Below are 20,782 nucleotides of genomic sequence, written 5' to 3'. Positions count from 1 at the left end.
TTTCAGTTACATGAATACAAATACAGAAGTTTTACTAACCCTCTTCTGGAATTCTTTACTTTACTTCATTAAATATCTATCGATTTTTATTTGTACTCCACTTACAATACATGTCATTCTGATTGAAAACAGAAAATAGGGGCTGACCATATGGAAAAGAAATTCATGCGAGAATCCAAAGCAATTAAAACAACACGTGTTTTTCCGAATGATTTAAATAATCATCAAACACTTTTCGGAGGAAAATTATTAGCAGAAATTGATAGTATCGCTTCAATTGCAGCTGCAAGACATAGCCGTAAACATTGCGTAACAGCATCTATCGATTCGGTTGATTTTTTAACTCCCATTCACCAAGCAGATTCTGTTTGTTACGAAGCATTCGTATGTTATACAGGAAAATCTTCAATGGAAGTGTTCGTAAAAGTAATTGCAGAGAATTTATTAGCAGGCGAACGTAGAATAGCTGCAACATGTTTCATTACATTCGTTGCATTAAAAGATGGAAAACCTTCTTCTGTTCCACAAGTGCTACCTGAAACGGAAGAAGAACATTGGCTACACACAACTGGTTCTGAGCGTGCTGAAAGTAGAAAAAAAGGACGTGTAAAAAGCAAGGAAATGGCTGAAGTTCTAACTTTAAGTAAACCTTGGAGTATATAGACCTTCACCATTAAAACATCTTCTGAGCGAATACCTATCATGTATTCGCTCATTTTTATAAGCAATTCCACACCTTCATACAACCATTACCCCTTTTCACACATATTATGTAATATTTTTATACATACCTGCTCAGCCTTAGCTTTTTTTATGAATAAAAACCCATTTATAACACGGTTCTATGCCATCAACAGTTGCTTTACAAAGTTTATGTAGGGTACACTTATACGGGTGGTCAACAAAACAATTTAAGGATTTGTAAACTGTGTAGAAAACACCTTACACTTCATTATATTGAAAGAATTAACTGTGGTTAAAAAACCTTACTATGACATAGCAAGTATTTTAATGAAACTGGATTATTTTAATGGAAAGGTGAAATTATGCAGAAATCAATTGCTTCAAATATTTTTTATAAAATACTGCTCAACACGTTTAATATTATACTTCCAATTTTAGTTGGTCCTTACGCATATCGAACATTAGGAGCCAATTCAATCGGAACCGTTAACGTTGCTGAAACTTTTTTCAATTACTTCTTCGTGTTCGCCGTATTTGGTGTATATCAATATGGTTTACGTGAAATTAGCTTAATTAAAAACGATAAAAAGAAAGTTTCTAAATTATTTACAAGTCTCTATGTAATTAATTTCACAACTAGTATTTTGGCTTTATCAGGCTTTGTGCTCTTTAGTTATATTGGATACGGACATGAAAGTCTATTTCCTGTTCTTCTTATTTTCGGTTTTAATTTTATATCTAATATGTTTTATGTGGAATGGTTCAATGAGGCATATGAAAATTATGACTTCATCACTAAAAAAACAGTTATCGTTCGCTTAATCTATGTCGTACTTCTTTTCTCTTTCATTCATGGGGTCGACGATTACAAAACATATGCTGGTTTATTAGTATTATCGACATTTTTAAACCACTCTATTAGCTTTATATATGTGAAACGCCAAGTGAAATTTGATTTTTCCGACTTAACGATTATTCCTCATTTAAAACCGTTACTATTAGTCTTGATTTTTTCAAATGCTAATATTTTATATACTCAATTAGATCGTCTTGTTTTAGGTGTATATGTTGGAAAAGAAGAAGTTGCATATTACGTAATGGCTTTTCAAATTATGATGATTATTAATACACTTATGTTAAGTGTTGTACAAGTAACCGTTCCAAGACTGTCTTACTTATCAGGGAACGCATCTGAAATGGAATACGAATCATTATTAAACAAAATTTCAAAAGTATATTTCATTACCCTATTCCCCGCCTCAATTGGTTTAATGCTCATTGCTCATGGAGCTGTTGTTATTTACGGTGGACAACAATTTGCTGAGGCTGGTAATACATTAATTGTTTTCGCCTTTTATATGATTACAGTCGGTATTGAGTCCATTTTATCGAATCAAATTATTTATGTAAAAAAGAAAGAAAGCATTTTAGTGCGATTTTTATTCATTTGTGGATTTATCAACTTATCATCCAATATTGCACTAATATATTTCCATGTACTTACACCAACAACCGCAATTTTCACAACAACAATTGCGAATTGTTTCTTAATCACATTTGAATATATTTATGTGAAAAAGAAATTAAAAGTGAATTATACGTTATTCGATATACAAAAACTTAAATATCTATTTTATTCACTAACATTTGTCCCGATAGCATTCGTTATTGATATGCTCGTATCTGGACAAATACTACAAGTTATCCTAGTAATAATGACGTGTGGATTAACATATGCTCTTATCCTCTTTATAACAAAGGATGAAATTCTCTTTTCACTACTTGAAAAGATATTAGCACGATTCAAAAAAGCTTAATCGTAATCTCTAAAAGGAGCTGTTAAACTTGAAATTTTCTTTAATCATGGCTACTTGTGGCAGACGTGATGATATTCTTGACTTACTAAAATCACTTGAACAACAAACTTACAAAAACTTTGAACTTATCGTAGTAGATCAAAATGATACGCCAATCTCTGATTTATTTGATGCATATAAAGATAAATTTTCTATTCATTACATTTACACACCTATTAAAGGTCTATCGAGAGCTCGAAATGCAGGCTTAAAAGTAGCAGATGGTGATTTCATCGCTTTTCCAGATGATGATTGTATTTATGAAACAAATGTTTTAGAGAGTATATTAGAAACTTTCAATTCTAATAAAGATGTTCATTTCATCTCAACAAACACTACAAATGTGGAAGGGACAGGTTCTTTAATACACGCACCGAATTCAGATATTATTTTAAATAATAAATATGGATTCATGGGACCTTCTTTCACACTATTCTTCACAAAACAATTTGTACGAGATGTAGGTACATTTGATGAAGATTTAGGTGTTGGTTCTGGAACGATTTATGGAGCTGGTGAAGAAACTGACTTTGTACTACGTGGTATGAAACAAAATTATACTGGTTTATTTAGAAAAGATCTGTTCGTATACCATCCTGTAAAAGAGGAAATTATTAATGAACAATCATTAAAACGTGCTATTTCTTATGCTGGTGGTTTTGGTAGGGTTATTCGCTTACACTATGGATTCCCCTATTTCTTACGTGCTGTCGCTGCCGCATCATTCCGTATGACACAAAACATTTCTAATGATAAGCGTAAATTCCACGCAAATCGCTTACGCGGTATTGTTCGTGGATATTTAAAATAAAAAACAAGATGTAACCACTTTTATTAAATGGTTACATCTTGTTTTTTTATTTCTCTTGCATCGCTTATTTCTTGAAAAATAACCCATTATTCTTTTATAATCGCATCCCCCGCTGGTCAATTACATTATATATTTTTGAAATGATAGCATTATATCAAAGAATTTAGTATCATGATTCAAGACACTATTTAGAAATGAACGGAGGACATTATGAGCTTATTAACTGTTGAAAAATTAGGTCATACATTTGGTGATCGTACATTATTTAAAGATGTATCTATGCGCTTACTCGCAGGAGAACATGTTGGATTAGTTGGAGCAAACGGTGTTGGTAAATCAACATTTATGAATATAATTACTGGTCAGCTTATCCATGACGAAGGTCGTGTAGAATGGACACCTGGTACAAATTATGGTTACTTAGACCAACATACCATTTTAACACCCGGTCGCACGATTCGTGACGTATTAGCAGATGCGTTTTTACCTTTATTTGAAAAAGAAAAAGCTTTAAATGAAGTTACAGAAAAAATGGGAACTGCTACACCGGAAGAATTAGAGGAACTTCTTGAGCAAATGGCAGAAATTCAAGATGCCCTTGAAGCTGGTGGCTTCTATTTATTAGATATGAAAATTGAAGAAGCAGCACGTGGTCTTGGAATCGACGCAATTGGCCTAGATCGTGATGTTGCAGCGTTAAGTGGTGGACAACGTACAAAAGTATTACTTGCAAAGTTACTACTTGAACAACCAGAAGTATTACTATTAGATGAACCTACCAACTATTTAGACGTTGAACATATTCATTGGTTAACAAATTATTTAAAAGAATATCCACATGCATTCCTATTAATTTCCCATGATACGGAATTTATGAATAAATGTGTCGATGTTATTTTCCATCTAGAGTTTACAAAAATGACGCGTTATACAGCGACATATGAAAAATTCCTAGAACTAGCGGAAATTAATAAAAATCAACATATTAATGCTTACGAAAAACAAAAAGAGTTTATTAAAAAACAAGAAGATTTTATTGCGAAAAATAAGGCTCGTTACTCAACGACAGGTCGTGCAAAGAGTCGTCAAAAACAACTCGATCGTATGGAACGTATCGATCGTCCTGAAACAGCAATTAAACCTGAATTCTCATTTAAAGAAAGTCGTGCAAGTAGTCGATTCGTCTTTGAAGGAGAAAATGTAGAGATTGGATATACACATCCATTATTACCGAAATTAACAATGACAATTGAACGCGGTGAAAAAATTGCAATTGTTGGATGTAATGGTGTCGGTAAGTCAACACTATTAAAAACGATTTTAGGTAAAATCAAACCATTAAGCGGGAAAACAAGTCTTGGTGACTTCTTAAACCCATCCTACTTCGAGCAAGAAGTAAAAGCCGATAATATAACACCAATTGATGATGTTTGGAATACATTCCCTAGCTTAGACCAACATCAAGTACGTGCAATGTTAGCGAAATGCGGTTTAAAAAACGAACATATCTCTCGTCCACTGAATCAATTAAGCGGTGGCGAACAAGCAAAAGTTCGTTTATGTAAACTAATGGGCGAAGAAAGTAACTGGCTACTCTTTGATGAGCCAACAAACCACCTTGATGTTACAGCAAAAGATGAGCTGAAAAAAGCGATGAAAGCATACAAAGGAACAATTCTTCTTGTATGCCACGAACCAGACTTTTATGAAGATTGGATAACAAAAACTTGGGATGTAGAAAAATGGGCCCAAGAAAATTCTTAATCCCCTAAAAAACATCCCTTTACACTGCTATTTAGCGTGTCAAGGGATTTCGTTTTAAAATACCATAAGGTTTGATAAGGAGTTTTTATATATAATGCAAAGTACATTTTTTCTAAAACTCAATACATTTTTTGTGAAATGCTTATTAGTGCTATGTCTAATTATTTCTGCAGCTATTACATGGGACTCAGTATCCGTGGTTAGAGCACAGGCCGACACTCGTTTACTTATTATAATCCCAAGCATCATTTTAATAGGCTTTCTATTTATACTCATTGGCTATATTACCAATAAATATATGTCAAAACTAATATTTACTATTGCACTTATCATTTTAGCCTTCTCTATTCGATTCATCTGGTTTCTTAATATCCAAACTCCTATCGAATCAGATTTTGCTATGATGTACAATGGAGCCGTGCAAGCAACTAAAGGAGATTTTAGTTTTGCTCAAAGTATATATTATACTTCTTGGGTTTATCAGCTTGGATTTACAATGTATCAAGCTTTAATTATTAATTTATTCGGTGAGGGGACTTTCTTTCTAAAGTTCTTAAATGTGTTATATTGCACAGGAACAACATTATTAGTTTACAAAATAACTTCTCACATATTTAATGAGTGGACTGGACGCGTGGCGGGATTAATATATGCATTATATATCCCAAGTATTGTATTAAGCTCAGTCCTAACAAATCAACACCTTGCCACATTCCTATTTTATCTTGGGTTTTATTTATTAATTACAAAAGGCTTAAGTCATAAATATATGTGGATTTTTATAGGGATCTCTCTTTCTTTAGGAGACATCATGCGCCCACTTGGTGGCATCATCCTAATTGCAGTAACTATTTATTTCTTTTTACACGGTATGTTAGGGAAATCGAAACGAGATATTTTCACTTCTATTAAAAAACTTTGTGGGATTTTCATCGTATTTTACCTTGTTCATTACATTATAAGTTATTCATTTATATCTGCCGGAATTACACAATACCCACTATCCAACCGTGACCCTCTCTGGAAATTCACAGTAGGACTTAATCATGAAACAAAAGGTGGTTACTCTACAGCAGATGCAGAATATATGATGTCCTTTGAGATTGGTGAAGAACGAAAAGCAGCTGAAAAGAAACTGATTCAAGAGCGACTAGCTGATCCACAGAAGGTTTTATCTTTATTCGGTGATAAGTTCACGCTCATGTGGGCAGATTACGACTCCGCCCCATCATGGAGTCTACTAACACTGGGGAACACAGATAATAATATGATTACTTTACAAAACGACCTTATGAAATATGAAAAGTATATGTATATGACAGCTATGCTATTTGGTACGCTAGCACTTCTTTATCTCATATTGACTAAGCAAAACAACACGCATTACACAATATTTTTACTATTAATAATTGGTTATGTAACTGTTCACTTCTTAATTGAATACCAAACAAGATATCGATACTTTATCATTCCTAGCTTTACAATCATTCAAAGTTATGGACTATATTTATGCTATCGATTTATATCAAACAGAAAAACCTCCAAAGCACAAAACTAAACTTGAACCAGTGAAAAGTTAATCAACAAAACACATTAAAATGAATTAAAAAGGCATGAGCCCGGTGCAATACCGAGCTCATGCCTTTTCATGTATATCTATATTTTCTTTTTTATTGTAAGCATAATTTATACCAAATGCAGCCAAAATGATCATTGAAATGGTGGCTGAATAATGATATCTTGATGCCACTTCTACTAACAACTGTGCCATTATTAATCCTATCGCGTATAAGCAAATAATAAATAGAGACGATTTGTTTTTATTTTTAATAGCCACCAATACACCTACTAATGAAGTAACAATTAAGAAGTAATAAAACATATTAGATGCTACTGTATATCGTACTATATGATCTAATGCAGGATCAGCATAGGAAACTGCTGCACTATCCTCACCTAAAAGCTCAAAGAATTTATTGGAGAATAATTTCACAAAATCAATATTATCATTTTTTACCCTCTCTTTTGCTTCTTCTAGCATTTTTTGTTGAGCATCATTCGCATTCCATCCTGGTTTATTACTATAATGAAACAATAGTTCAGCATCGGGTCGATTCCATTTCCCCGAGCTTTCTTCATTAAATCCTACATAAATGTTATACCCTGGGGTTGACGCTATCTCTTCACCTAAACGTACTGTTATATACTGATTTATTGCGGAAGAAAAAATAAGGTATCCTACAACAATAACTCCTACATACGTTATCTTATTTAGCCATATTTTTTTATTCCCTACATGCTTTGTATCTATAATAAAAAACCATATCAATAGAGCAATAATTGGAACTGCTGCAATTGGTCGCACCATATTCATAAATGCAAGTAACGCTGCTATTAAAACGGAATAAACAAGTAATCGTTTTATATTTATATTGGCGATTTTTTCATGAGTCATTATCATAATAAGCCAAATCAACAACAGTACTGTACAATAGAGCGGTTCTGACATTGCAAACATATTATAAATCGTTTGAGAAGGTAACGCTATCCATAAAACACTTGCTGTTATTGCCGTTTTAACCCCACCAATTTTTCTAGATATAGCATATATTAACCCCATTGATATTGTAGTTAAAATAACATTTAAAATAGGTGGTATCATATAACTAGATCCAAAGATTTTCATGAAAATACTTAAAAACGAAGCATATCCAAAAATATGTGGAAATAATGCGATGTATCTATTATCAATGACAAAGTTTTCACTTAGTGCTTCTGCAGTATAATAAAATGTAGCATAATCAACCAATGGTTGAATTTGGTACCTAAGCACCCATGCTAATTTGAATGCAAAACAAACGATTACTAAAACAAAAAAGCATTTTTTTTCACTTAATTTTTCTAGATACAGCGAACTTTTTCTAAGGATAAAACTTCCCACTATAGATAATAATAAAACACCCACTAATAATGTTACATAATTATACTTTTGAGTATCTGAAAAATAATTAATAAGTAATGCTAAAGTAAAAAAAACGTATATAACATATACCGCACGTGTAGAAAAATTAGACATGCCTTTAAAAAATAATTTCAAAACAATTTACTCCTTTAAAGATTAGTATTAAGAATAACGTTATCCCCATTACAAAAACATAATGAAAATTTAGGACTATTCATTTTTACCACAAAACCAAAAATACACATGTTATTTTTGTTCGCACTATACTTTTTAATTGTCGGTGGTACGTAAAGCATATCATATATTTATCTATATTTTGTATATAATCCCTATTTTTTCTAATTACTCAAAAAATCACTCTAATCAAAATAAATAACGTTTCAGCATAAAATATGCTATAATAAGTATTTGTTATGTACGAATAACCTTTCTACATTTCCTGTTTTATTTATATATTTTATAAAGATGAGGATACTATTATGGAGAAACTCTTAAAGTTTGGTTTAGTAGGAATCTTTAATACGCTCATTACAATTATTAGCTTTTGGATATTATTAAAATTTGGGGTGAACTACCTTATTGCGAATACCATTGCCTATTCAATTGGTGTTGCCAATAGCTACTATTGGAATAAAAATTGGGTGTTTAAACCTAATAATAAAAGCACGTCAATGTTCTTTAAATTTCTAACTGTAAATTTAATTGTATTTGCTTTTAATACATTATGTTTATTTATATTAGTAGATAAACTTACCCTTAATGCGTTAATTGCACAGATTTTCGCAATTGGTGTCGGAATGGTTATCAATTTTGTCCTTAATAAAATTTGGACATTCAACCAAACTGAAAAGGCTACTAATTAAACTTAAACAACTTATTAAAACTACGGAGGATACAACATGCAAAAATTAATTTCGGTTGTAGTTCCTATGTACTTCGAGGAAGAAGTAGCACAGGAATGTTATAACCGTTTAAAGTCCGTTATGCTTCAAAATGATATTAATTACGAGTTTGTCTTTGTAAACGACGGTAGCACAGACCGTACAATGGAGATCTTATCTGAGATTGCAGCAAATGATTACCGTACAAAAATCGTCAATTTCGCACGTAATTTTGGGCACCAAATAGCCGTTACAGCTGGTATTGCTGCTGCAAAAGGTGACGCTATTGTAATTATCGATGCAGACTTACAAGATCCACCTGAAGTTATTCCTGAACTTATTGCAAAATGGGAAGAAGGATATGAAGTTGTTTATGCGAAACGTAAACAACGTAAAGGTGAAACTTGGTTTAAACTTTTAACAGCTAAATATTTCTATAAATTCTTAAACTACATGTCTGATATCGATATCCCAAAAGATACTGGTGATTTCCGAATCATCGATCGTAAAGTAGCTGATGTTTTCAATCAAATGACTGAGCGCAATCGTTTCATTCGTGGGATGATGTCTTGGGTTGGCTTCCGCCAAACGTACGTTGAATATGAACGCGATGAGCGCTTTGCTGGTGAAACAAAATATCCATTGAAGAAAATGATTAAATTTGCATCTGATGGCATTATTGCGTTTTCAACAAAACCGTTACGTATCGTTATGACTTTAGGCTTATTATCAGTTCTTATTTCAATAATTGTCTTACTATATACAATTACTGTGAAAATTATTGGCTCTGGTACACAAACAGGTTGGGCATCTATTATGGTCGCTATTACATTCTTTAGCGGTATTCAGTTGCTTGGTCTTGGAATCGTTGGCCAATATATTGCTCGTATTTATGACGAGAGTAAAAACCGTCCGATTTATATTGTGAAAGAAACAATCAATATCGAGCAAGAAGAGACTACACAAACAAAAGAAAAAGTGAATGCATAATAATAAAGGTAACAATGAAAACTATCATTGTTACCTTTTTATATTGTAATACCCCATAAGCCTCAAACGAAATTCTTTTAAATTTTGATATACCTCTAAATTAGATAACATCCCTTGGATGACCGGGATCCTTGGATTTTGCAATCTCATTTCTGCCTCCAAAACATCTAATGTAACAAGCAATTCCTCATTTTCTAATTGATCAGCTAATGTGCGTTTAAAAACGATAATTTCTTTTAAAAAGTGTTCCTTAACCTGCTCCTTAATGAGCTCTGATTTGCAAAGGAATTCTCCCAGCTTTTCTTCATGTAACACAGGTTCTTCCGAAGATTCTACCAATCCATCTACTAAATCATCTACTCTTTTCAAAATAAAAGCAGAAACATAAGATAAGTCAATTTCTGACGCTTGTAAAATAATTAACTCTAAATATCCACGGCATATGCCTTCTACCATAATAACTAAATCTAATAAATAAGGCATAACCTTCTCACCATAAATAGACAGTAAACTATTCCGGTAAAATGCATGAGACTCTAACTTCATCCGCATCATAAACTCTTCTACTTCTTTATTAAAAGGTATAGCATTTTCCCTCGCGTGCATAATAATAAATTCTTTATGCTTTTGTATATCGTTAAACTGGCAATGCAATTGTTTTGCAAATTTTTCACGCGGTAATAACGATTCTTTTTCAATATCCATCATTTTATTTTGAATCTTGTCATAGTAATATCGAAGTGTTGCTAATAAAAGCTCCTCTTTCGATTTAAAGTATAAATAGAAAGCTCCCTTAGATATGCCACAAGCAGTCACAATTTCCTGTACTGATGTCGCATTTACACCCTTAGTCGCAAATAACTTCATAGCCATCTCTATAATTAAACGTTCTTTTTCTTTCATATTTTCTCTCCTAAATTTAATCTCGCATCTTATTATGAATTTATCCTGCTATTCGCCGGGCAGTAAGCCCCCGCCTCAAAATTCAGCGCAAACAAAGAAGTTCGGTGGGGAGCGGGCTGCCCGTAAAAGCCCGATTGGTTCAACTAATAATCAGTGGAATGAAAAAATCCCCACTGATTAAAGTTTCACTTTATTATACCATCCCTTTTCATTGACGACTGACCAATCAGTCAGTTATATTATGTATTAGACTGACCAGTTGGTCAATACAATACAAAGGGAGCGCAAACATGAACAAAATTATTAATTTCTCGTTAAAAAATAAGTTCGCAGTTTGGCTACTAACCATTATTGTTACCATTGCAGGTATTTATTCTGGGCTGAATATGAAGCTGGAAACAATTCCTGATATTACAACACCTGTTGTAACAGTAACTACGGTTTATCCTGGTGCTACACCAGAAGAAGTAGCTGACAAAATTTCAAAACCGATGGAAGAGCAACTGCAAAACTTAAGTGGTGTAAACGTTGTTAGTTCATCGTCTTTTCAAAACGCATCTTCTATTCAGGTAGAATATGATTTTGATAAAAATATGGAAAAGGCTGAAACAGAAATTAAAGAAGCTCTCGCAAATGTGAAACTGCCAGAAGGCGTAAAGGATCCGAAAGTTTCACGTGTAAACTTCAATGCCTTTCCAGTTATTTCGTTAAGCGTAGCAAGTAAAAATGAATCTTTAGCTACCTTAACTGAAAATGTAGAGAAGAATGTTGTGCCAGGATTAAAAGGACTTGATGGTGTTGCATCTGTTCAAATTTCAGGTCAACAAGTAGATGAAGTACAACTTGTCTTCAAGACAGATAAGATGAAAGAATTAGGTTTAAGTGAAGATACTGTAAAAAATGTAATTAAAGGATCGGACGTATCGTTGCCACTTGGCTTATATACATTTAAAGACACAGAAAAATCAGTTGTTGTAGATGGAAATATTACAACAATTAAAGCATTGAAAGAATTAAAAATCCCAGCTGTTCCTTCATCACCAAGCGGCCAAGGTAGTCAAAACGCCGGTGCCGGTGCAAAAACACCACAAATGAATCCAGCCGCTATGAACGGGATTCCGACAGTTACATTAGACGAAATTGCTGAAATTAAGGAAGTCGGAAAAGCAGAATCTATTTCTCGAACAAATGGAAAAGAAGCAATTGGAATTCAAATTGTAAAGGCTGCTGACGCGAATACAGTTGATGTTGTAAATGCAGTGAAAGATAAAGTAAAAGACCTTGAGAAAAAATATAAAGACTTAGAGATTATTTCAACATTTGACCAAGGTGCACCGATTGAGAAATCAGTAGAAACAATGCTGAGCAAAGCCATTTTTGGTGCTATCTTTGCGATTGTTATTATTATGCTGTTCTTACGAAATATCCGAACAACATTAATCTCTGTCGTTTCCATACCACTTTCTTTATTAATTGCTGTATTAGTCATAAAACAAATGGATATTACGCTTAACATTATGACACTTGGAGCAATGACAGTCGCTATTGGACGCGTTGTTGATGACTCCATTGTTGTTATTGAAAATATTTACCGACGAATGTCGTTATCAGAAGAGAAACTACGCGGAAAAGATTTAATTCGTGAAGCTACGAAGGAAATGTTCATCCCAATTATGTCTTCTACCATTGTAACGATTGCTGTATTCTTACCGCTTGGACTAGTAAAAGGTATGATTGGTGAAATGTTCTTACCATTTGCCTTAACTATCGTCTTCGCTTTATTAGCATCGTTACTAGTAGCAGTTACAATCGTACCGATGCTAGCTCACTCTTTATTTAAGAAAGAGAGCATGAGGGAAAAAGAAGTACATCATGAAGAAAAACCAAGTAAATTAGCGAACTGGTATAAACGCATACTTGCATGGGCTTTAAATCATAAAATTATTACATCAAGTATCGCTGTCCTTCTATTAGTTGGTAGTCTTGCACTAGTGCCAATTATCGGTGTAAGTTTCTTACCAGCCGAAGAAGAAAAAATGATCATTACAACGTACAATCCTGAACCAGGGCAAACGTTAGAAGATGTTGAAAAAATTGCAACGAAAGCTGAGAAGCATTTCCAAGATAATAAAGACGTGAAAACAATTCAGTTCTCATTAGGTGGAGAAAATCCAATGAGCCCTGGTCAATCAAATCAAGCAATGTTCTTCGTACAATATGATAACGACACAAAAAACTTTGAAAAAGAGAAAGAGCAAGTCGTTAAAGATTTACAGAAGATGTCTGGAAAAGGCGAATGGAAAAACCAAGATTTCGGAGCGAGTGGCGGTAGTAATGAAATTAAACTATACGTTTACGGAGATAGCTCGGAAGACATTAAGCCTGTCGTAAAAGATATTCAAAATATCATGAAGAAAAGTAAAGACTTAAAAGATGTAGACTCTAGTATTGCAAAAACGTACGCAGAGTACACTTTAGTCGCAGATCAAGAAAAACTAAGTAAAATGGGTCTAACGGCTGCGCAAATTGGAATGGGACTTTCTAATCCACATGATCGCCCTGTTCTGACAACAATTAAAAAAGACGGTAAAGATGTCAATGTATATGTAGAAGCTGAAAAACAAAATTATGAAACAATCGATGACTTAACAAATCGAAAAATTACAACACCACTTGGTACTGAAGTGGCTGTGAAAGATGTTATGACTGTAAAAGAAGGTGAAACTTCGAATACAGTAAAACACCGCGATGGCCGTGTTTATGCGGAAGTAAGCGCAAAACTAACATCTGATGACGTTTCAAAAGCATCCGCCGCTGTTCAAAAAGAAGTAGATAAAATGGATCTGCCTTCGGGCGTAGATGTTTCTATGGGCGGCGTTACAAAAGATATTGAAGAATCATTCAAGCAACTTGGCTTAGCGATGTTAGCTGCGATTGCCATCGTATACTTCGTTCTTGTCGTTACATTTGGCGGTGCCCTTGCACCATTCGCAATTTTATTCTCGCTACCATTTACAATTATCGGAGCTCTTGTTGCCTTATTAATCTCGGGCGAAACGTTAAGTGTCTCTGCGATGATTGGTGCGCTTATGTTAATCGGTATCGTTGTAACAAACGCAATCGTGCTTATCGACCGCGTTATTCATAAAGAAAATGAAGGTCTATCAACACGTGAAGCTTTATTAGAAGCTGGTGCAACACGCCTTCGCCCGATTTTAATGACTGCAATTGCAACAATCGGCGCTCTTATCCCACTTGCATTAGGATTTGAAGGTAGCGGCTTAATTTCTAAAGGACTTGGTGTAACAGTAATTGGTGGATTAACAAGTTCAACGTTACTAACACTTCTTATTGTACCAATCGTTTATGAAGTAGTAAGCAAGTTCAAAAAGAAAAAAGTGAAATAAAAAAAATAACCTCGCAAACTGCGAGGTTATTTTTTATTCCCAAATACGATTAGGAAATCACCATATCCTTCTTTTTCTAATTCCTCTTTTGGAATAAATCGAAGAGCTGCGGAGTTAATACAGTAACGAAGGCCATCTGGTCCTGGACCGTCTGGAAATACGTGCCCCAGATGTGAATCTCCTTCCTTACTTCTCACTTCTGTTCGCGTCATATTATGACTCACATCCATTTTTTCTTTCACACTAGCTGACATAACTGGCTTCGTAAAACTAGGCCATCCACACCCGCTATCAAACTTATCTAAAGAAGTAAATAACGGTTCTCCTGAAACGATGTCTACATAAAGACCTTCTTCTTTATGATTCCAATACTCATTTTGAAATGGTGGTTCCGTTCCATTTTCCTGCGTTACATAAAATTGCATCTCATTTAGTTTTTCTTTTAAATGATCATTATCTTTTGGCCAATGTTGTTTAATAAAAGCATCTCGCCCTGAGCCTTTACGGTATAACTCGTAGCGGAATGTATTTTTCTTATGATATCCTTGGTGATATTCCTCAGCCAGATAAAACGGCGTAGCTGGCAATATTTTTGTCGCAATTGGTTTTGAAAAACGCCCGCTCTTTGCAAGCTCTTCTTTTGAAGCCTCTGCTTTTTTATGCTGTTCTTCATTATGATAAAAAATCACTGTTTCGTAAGACTGTCCGCGGTCGTGGAATTGTCCACCTACATCAGTCGGATCAATTTGTCTCCAATATATATTTAATAACTCCTCATACGGCATTTTATTTGCGTCAAATGTAATTTGTACTGCCTCATAATGTCCCGTCGTTTCCGAACATACCTCTTTATACGTTGGATTCTCTTTACGACCACCCGTATAGCCAGAAACAACCTCTATAATTCCTTCCATCTCTTCAAACGGCGAAACCATACACCAAAAGCACCCTCCAGCAAATGTAGCTAACTCTACCTTTTCATTTACAGCCATTCTTTCACCCCTATCCTATCTTCTGCTTACAGTATGTCATAAAAAACATCATGTTATAAAAGAAAAAGCATCGAACATCGATGCTTTTCTTTACTTCACCTTATTTTTTCTGGCGTCATTCTCCATTTCATCACTTGTCACATCTAAGACATCTAATAAGAAAATGAAGATTGGAATACCGATAATTAGTCCCCATACACCTAAGAAGTGTTCTGAGAAGATTAATACCATAAACGTATAGAAAATCGGTAAGTTTGTTTTTTGCGACATAAACTTCGGATTTAACACGTAACTTTCAAGCGCATGAATTACTGTTACGATAATTAAAATATAAACAACGTACATAATACCGCCGATATTGTAAGCAATCATACAAAGCGGGAATAACGAAATGATAACCCCAGCTACTGGAATTAAACCGAGCAAGAAAATCATTAACGCTAAACCTAATAATTGCGGGAATCCTAATATCCATAGTGCAATAACGGATAAAACACAGTTAACAACTGCAATTAAAAATTGTGCTTCGATTACTTTTCCGAATGAACGTGCAAATTTCTTACCGAAGTACTCAATTTCAGTATAGAAAATTGCAAGTCGGCTTTCTTTAAATTTTGCAGTAAAAGCAACAATACGAGCCTTCTCCAATAAGAAAAATAAACTTAATATTAAAGAAAGTAACACTTGAAGGCCAAATTTCCCAACATTCGTAATCGATTTATACAAAATGTCAACGCCTTGTCCTACATATTTCGAAAGTTCCATATGATTGACAGCATTCACTGCATACTTAATTAATTCACTATCCGGTGGGTTTCTTAAAAATACGTTAAATTGATAAATCAATTGTGAAATTTGTATCGTTAATACCGGTAAATATTTAAATAGCGTAATAGCAATTCCACCAATTAACATGACATATAGAAATGCTATAATAATTTTTCGGTTAATGGGCATGAAATGATCTAATTTGCGAGAAATAAACTTTTGAAATCGATCCATTAAATACGTGAGAATAAACGTAATTAAAATTAAATTCAACATACTTTGCAGCCCGTATAACACGAGAGCAAGTATTACTAATACGAGAAACCTCTGAAATCCTTTGCTTTGAAACAGGTTTTTTATTTGCATAATCGACGAGTACTCTCTCCTGTCCTATAAAGTAAAACGTTAATAAGTAGATTTTTCTCTCTTTTCTACTTTTAGTTATTCATTCATATGAAGATTTTTATAAGCTTATTATATGTCTCCCTTAGCAGATCCTATAGTAGCTTACTTCTTATTTTACAATACAATGACCTAATTCAAAACGTATTCTACACAGTATTAATGAAGATTTAAGGAAACTTACATTTTGTTAAGATAGGTCTTACCACTACTGTAACATAAAAAGCAAGCTATCAGTAGAAATCTGTCCTACAAATAGCTTGCTTTTCTCATTTTTTTAAGTAAGTTTTACTAGCCAATGAATGGCATAAACATCGGTATGACAACTACAGTTACAACCCCCACTACTGTTACAGCAATACTTGCCATAGCTGCCTCTACTTCACCCATTTCAATTCCTACTGCCACTCCTAATGCATGACCTGCTGTTCCAAGTGCTAAACCTTTTGCAATTGGATGTTTTACTCTAAATGTTTTTAAGAATAACGCTCCTAATGCGTATACAATAACTGCGTTAAAAATAACTGCAAACGATGTAATTGCTGGTATACCACCAATACTTTCAGAGATCGGTAACGCGATTGCTGTTGTTGCTGCTTGTGGTAACATGGAATTCATTACCGCTGTATCTAGACCAATTGCTTTGGCAACAATGAACACGACAATTACTGAACAAATAGACCCAACTACGATAGCCGATAAAATTTGCCACCAATATTTTTTCAACTTATCCACTTGTTTATATAATGGAATTGCAAACGCGATTGTTGCTGGTTCTAAGAAGAAGCTAATCATTTTTCCGCCAGTATTATATTCTTCAAAAGTAAAATTACCTACTTTTAGAAAGACAATCCCTAACACCATCGCTACGAATAATGGTGTGAATAAGAAGAATCCTTTTGAATGCTTAAATAATAATGTTCCGATTCCGTATGCTATTAATGAAACGACGATTCCGAAATATGGAGTCATTGTGCTTGCCATGTTCATTCCCTCCTAACAATATATACTAAATTGGTTATGCAACTTTTCCATGCTTGCGTCCTTTATTTACTACTTTCAATTCTTTCGTATCTTCTATTTCTTCGTCATCTTTTCCTAAAATGAATTGTGCAAATAACCCTGTTACAGCGAGTAAAATAATTGTTGCTACAACAATTACAGTTAAAATTTGTACAAAATATTGTCCCATTACACCGAGAGAATTAATAACTGAAATACCTGATGGGACGAAAAGAAATCCGATAATACCTGTTAAAGCTGTTCCAAGTGATTCAACTTGTTCTAATTTAATAACTTTCAAACATAATAGGCTAAATAGAATGACTAATCCGATCACCGATGAAGGCATCGGAATTGGTAAATGCGTTGCAATAATATTAGAAACTAACATAATAGCTGAAAATATGAATGCTTGTGATAAGAAACTATATACTTTTTTCGTACTCATTTTGGCCACCTCTTTCGATTTGGTACCTTAATTGTATAAGATACAAATAAATCTGTAAGCGTTTACATAACAGAACGTCAAATATACAAAATTAATTACAGAAATAGGCAGATGAAATACAAAAAGCTACTTCTTAAATACGAAGTAGCTTTTTGAGTTCTTTTGCATATGTACGGCTAACAGGTACTTTTGATCCTTCTTTCATAATTAAATTATATGTAGAATTGAACCATGGTTGTATTTCTGTAATATGATTAATATTTGCAATAAAACTACGATGGACACGCATAAAACTTGCTTGCGGCAACTTCTTTTCCAAAATGACAAGTGTATCGTGTGTTACATATGTCTCTCTCGTCGTTTTTACTGTCACTTTTCCGTCCACAAGTCCTACATATATAATATCTTCAATATTCACAAGCACAATCGATTCTTCAATTGGTAATGCTAATTTATGCATCTCGGTCGTTACATCTACACTCTTTACTTCTTGTTTCGTTTCTAATTTTATTTGTTTTTGCTTTTTATATTTCTTTAATGTCTGTACGATACGTTCTTCATCAAATGGCTTTAAAATGTAGTCTAACGCATCTACTTCAAATGCTTGCAGCGCATATTGATCATAGGCAGTAGCAAACACAATTGCAGGGGGATTTTTCATCTTCTTTAATATATTTGCAATTTCAAATCCGTTATCATCAGATAACTGAATGTCTAGGAAAACAATATCTGGTTTATTTTTCATTAATTCCTCTAATGCATCCTCTACACAATCCGCCTCACCAATTATCTCTACTTCTTTCGTTTGCTCTAATAAATATTTCAATTCATCACGCGCTAACATTTCATCATCAACTACCAATACTTTTAACACTCCGTTTTTCCTCCCCTACTTTTTTCGGAATTACAAAGAGGAACTTTGTCCCTTGCTCTAATTTACTTTCAATTTGAAGCATTGTCTCTTTCCCGAATAACCCGATAAGTCGTTCATTAATATTATATAAAGCTGTTCCAGTCCCTTTCTTTGATGGAACTACCATTTTCCCTAATTGTCCAAGACGTTCATCCTCAATTCCTTGTCCATTATCTTGGACTTCAAAATGCACCATCCCCTCCTTTTCAAACACATGTACCTCAACTTCGCACACTGGCTGCTTTTTCGGAAAAGCATGGCGCAATGCATTTTCAACTAATAGCTGCAGTACAAATGGTGGAACTAAGGTCGTCTTTAACTCTTCCTCAACGTACATCTTCACTTCATACTTATTCGGAAACCTCGCTTGTTCTAACGATAAATATGCATGTACATGATTTAACTCTTGTTCTAATGGGATAAGCAATTGGCGTGCCCCTTGCAAATTACAACGAAAATACACGCTAAGCTGCAATAATAATTTTCTCGCTTTTTCTACATCTGTTCGACATAAAGCCGATACAGTATTAATTGCATTAAATAAAAAATGCGGATTTATTTGTGCTTGTAATGCTTTTATTTCGGCATCTTGCAATAACTTACTTTGTAACTCTGCTTCACCTAACTCAAGCTGTGTAGAGAATATTTTCGCTAGCCCTTCCGCTAGCTCTTCTTCCACACGACTTAATTGATTAGAGTTTTTAAAATAAAGTTTTAATGTTCCTATCGTATTCCCATGTGAAGTTAGTGGAATAACAACTGCCGCTTGTAATGGACATCTTTCCTGCTGACAATTAATACTTTCACGTGATTTCGCTTTCATTATTTTCCCTGTTTTTAAGACTGATTTTGATAAACCCGTTATTAAACTATGTGAAGGAATATGGTGATCTGATGCTAATCCAACGTGAGCTAATATTTTCTCTGTATCTGTTAAGGATACCGCATCTGTTCCCGTAAAGCGGTGAATAATTTGTGCCACATGTTTACAAGAATCTTCTGTTAGTCCGCGGCGAAAATATGGTAATGTTTTATCAGCAATTCGTAATACTTTATGCGTTTGCAAGGCTTTCGCATTTTCTTCCTGGCGCAAAATAGCTTGTATCATAGAAAGTAAAATAAAACTCCCGAAACTATTTACAAGTATCATTGGTATCGCAATTGTTTTCACGATACTAATCCCATCCTCTACGATTAATAGGATCATAATCATCTCTAAAGAAACGATAAACACACTTAAAATCGCTGAAAATTTAGGCGTAATTGCACGATTATATTTTTTAAAAATGTATCCAATATACCCTGTTATAACACCTGCTAAAATTGATGAAATTGCACAACTTAGTGCTGTCGTCCCGCCAAGCATATAACGGTGAATACCCGCAATCGATCCCACTCCAATGCCGACGATAGGACCACCAAGCAATCCACTAATTCCAACACCCATAATACGTGTATTCGCAATTGTACTAGATGACGAAACACCTTGTAGCCAATTTTCTTTCATAATTGTATTCCCAGCAATTTCAATTCCTGTGTAATTGCTTACAATTGTAAACACTGAAAAAATACAAATAAGCTTAAGCTTATCTACATACCCATCTTGTCTATGAAGAAGGCGCCTGAACGTTTTAATATGAGAAAGTAAAAATCCTAAAATAACAATAAGTCCGACACGTTCAATCATCATAAGTACTAAATTTAGCATCTGTGATTCATTCCTTTTTATATGAGTTATTTTTATTATGGGAAAATAATGAAGTGTGCGTCAAGGAGAATGAAATATCTTTTGAAATATTTCACACATAATAACGCTCTCTTTATTTGACAATGTAATAGAAGAGTGCTAAAAATAAAGTAATATAATACAGTCCTTTAACCCAACCCCGTGAGGTTGAGAAGGAAGTCGGAATATACTATACGTATGTCCTTTTTTAGGAATACGTATGACTTTTTGGCCTTCTCATCATATCAGGTGAGAAGGCCTTTTGTTATTCTT

Annotated in this window: 16 protein-coding genes; 8 read left to right on the top strand and 8 right to left on the bottom strand. The window is 33.9% G+C overall.

The annotated features are described in order from the left end of the window. Positions 1-150 precede the first annotated feature (150 nt). The 5 genes from AABL52_RS00410 to AABL52_RS00390 all read left to right on the top strand — a co-directional run bounded on the left by AABL52_RS00410 (position 151) and on the right by AABL52_RS00390 (position 6,673). On the top strand, positions 151-663 hold the full coding sequence (locus AABL52_RS00410; RefSeq protein ID WP_000412135.1) for an acyl-CoA thioesterase: 513 nt from the start codon (positions 151-153) through the stop codon (positions 661-663). Between the two features lie 383 nt (positions 664-1,046). Further along, on the top strand, positions 1,047-2,501 hold the full coding sequence (locus AABL52_RS00405) for an oligosaccharide flippase family protein (protein ID WP_098257971.1): 1,455 nt from the start codon (positions 1,047-1,049) through the stop codon (positions 2,499-2,501). 28 nt (positions 2,502-2,529) lie between these two features. Further along, positions 2,530-3,351, top strand: a complete 822-nt coding sequence (locus AABL52_RS00400) for a glycosyltransferase family 2 protein (protein WP_097845616.1) — start codon at positions 2,530-2,532, stop codon at positions 3,349-3,351. Positions 3,352-3,561: 210 nt separating this feature from the next. Further along, entirely contained in the window at positions 3,562-5,115 is a 1,554-nt protein-coding gene (locus tag AABL52_RS00395) for an ABC-F family ATP-binding cassette domain-containing protein (RefSeq protein WP_000055398.1), read from the top strand. Between the two features lie 94 nt (positions 5,116-5,209). Next, entirely contained in the window at positions 5,210-6,673 is a 1,464-nt protein-coding gene (locus AABL52_RS00390) for an ArnT family glycosyltransferase (RefSeq protein ID WP_341518734.1), read from the top strand. 78 nt (positions 6,674-6,751) lie between these two features. Here the strand turns inward: AABL52_RS00390 and AABL52_RS00385 are convergent, their stop codons facing one another. Continuing rightward, complete coding sequence (locus AABL52_RS00385) at positions 6,752-8,212, bottom strand: glycosyltransferase family 39 protein (RefSeq protein ID WP_341518733.1); 1,461 nt, start codon at positions 8,210-8,212, stop codon at positions 6,752-6,754. A 344-nt stretch (positions 8,213-8,556) separates the two neighbouring features. Here AABL52_RS00385 and AABL52_RS00380 point away from each other — a divergent pair, with 344 nt between their 5' ends. Together AABL52_RS00380 and AABL52_RS00375 are read left to right on the top strand one after the other, a co-directional pair. Further along, complete coding sequence (locus tag AABL52_RS00380; protein ID WP_073517690.1) at positions 8,557-8,940, top strand: GtrA family protein; 384 nt, start codon at positions 8,557-8,559, stop codon at positions 8,938-8,940. Positions 8,941-8,976: 36 nt separating this feature from the next. Continuing rightward, positions 8,977-9,948 (top strand): glycosyltransferase family 2 protein, encoded by a 972-nt coding sequence (locus AABL52_RS00375; RefSeq protein WP_001170706.1) that lies wholly within the window; start codon positions 8,977-8,979, stop codon positions 9,946-9,948. A 30-nt stretch (positions 9,949-9,978) separates the two neighbouring features. Here AABL52_RS00375 and AABL52_RS00370 read toward each other — a convergent pair whose 3' ends face one another. Then, positions 9,979-10,851: a TetR/AcrR family transcriptional regulator gene (locus AABL52_RS00370; RefSeq protein ID WP_098872546.1), complete on the bottom strand. Its 873-nt coding sequence runs from the start codon at positions 10,849-10,851 to the stop codon at positions 9,979-9,981. 290 nt (positions 10,852-11,141) lie between these two features. Here AABL52_RS00370 and AABL52_RS00365 point away from each other — a divergent pair, with 290 nt between their 5' ends. Further along, the gene (locus AABL52_RS00365) at positions 11,142-14,258 is read left to right on the top strand and encodes an efflux RND transporter permease subunit (RefSeq protein WP_341518732.1); all 3,117 of its coding nucleotides are present in this window, start codon (positions 11,142-11,144) and stop codon (positions 14,256-14,258) included. Positions 14,259-14,284: 26 nt separating this feature from the next. Here the strand turns inward: AABL52_RS00365 and msrB are convergent, their stop codons facing one another. From msrB to lytS, 6 genes are all read right to left on the bottom strand, one after another. Next, positions 14,285-15,250, bottom strand: coding sequence for a peptide-methionine (R)-S-oxide reductase MsrB (gene msrB, locus AABL52_RS00360; protein WP_000290149.1), 966 nt, complete (start codon positions 15,248-15,250; stop codon positions 14,285-14,287). A 90-nt stretch (positions 15,251-15,340) separates the two neighbouring features. Then, positions 15,341-16,384 (bottom strand): AI-2E family transporter, encoded by a 1,044-nt coding sequence (locus AABL52_RS00355; protein WP_001165998.1) that lies wholly within the window; start codon positions 16,382-16,384, stop codon positions 15,341-15,343. 327 nt (positions 16,385-16,711) lie between these two features. Next, on the bottom strand, positions 16,712-17,404 hold the full coding sequence (gene lrgB / locus AABL52_RS00350) for an antiholin-like protein LrgB (protein WP_000168869.1): 693 nt from the start codon (positions 17,402-17,404) through the stop codon (positions 16,712-16,714). A 34-nt stretch (positions 17,405-17,438) separates the two neighbouring features. Next, the gene (gene lrgA, locus AABL52_RS00345; RefSeq protein ID WP_000104907.1) at positions 17,439-17,870 is read right to left on the bottom strand and encodes an antiholin-like murein hydrolase modulator LrgA; all 432 of its coding nucleotides are present in this window, start codon (positions 17,868-17,870) and stop codon (positions 17,439-17,441) included. 133 nt (positions 17,871-18,003) lie between these two features. After that, positions 18,004-18,744, bottom strand: coding sequence for a LytR/AlgR family response regulator transcription factor (locus AABL52_RS00340; protein ID WP_000921825.1), 741 nt, complete (start codon positions 18,742-18,744; stop codon positions 18,004-18,006). Continuing rightward, positions 18,722-20,491: a two-component system sensor histidine kinase LytS gene (gene lytS, locus AABL52_RS00335; RefSeq protein ID WP_000933596.1), complete on the bottom strand. Its 1,770-nt coding sequence runs from the start codon at positions 20,489-20,491 to the stop codon at positions 18,722-18,724. Before lytS ends, AABL52_RS00340 begins: the two co-directional genes overlap by 23 nt. Positions 20,492-20,782 lie beyond the last annotated feature (291 nt).

It is taken from the genome of Bacillus paramobilis (assembly GCF_038096195.1).
In the GTDB taxonomy this organism is placed as follows: Bacteria; Bacillota; Bacilli; order Bacillales; family Bacillaceae_G; genus Bacillus_A; species Bacillus_A mobilis.
Note: the sequence above shows the minus strand (reverse complement) of the source record. Positions and strands in the feature narration are given on the sequence as shown.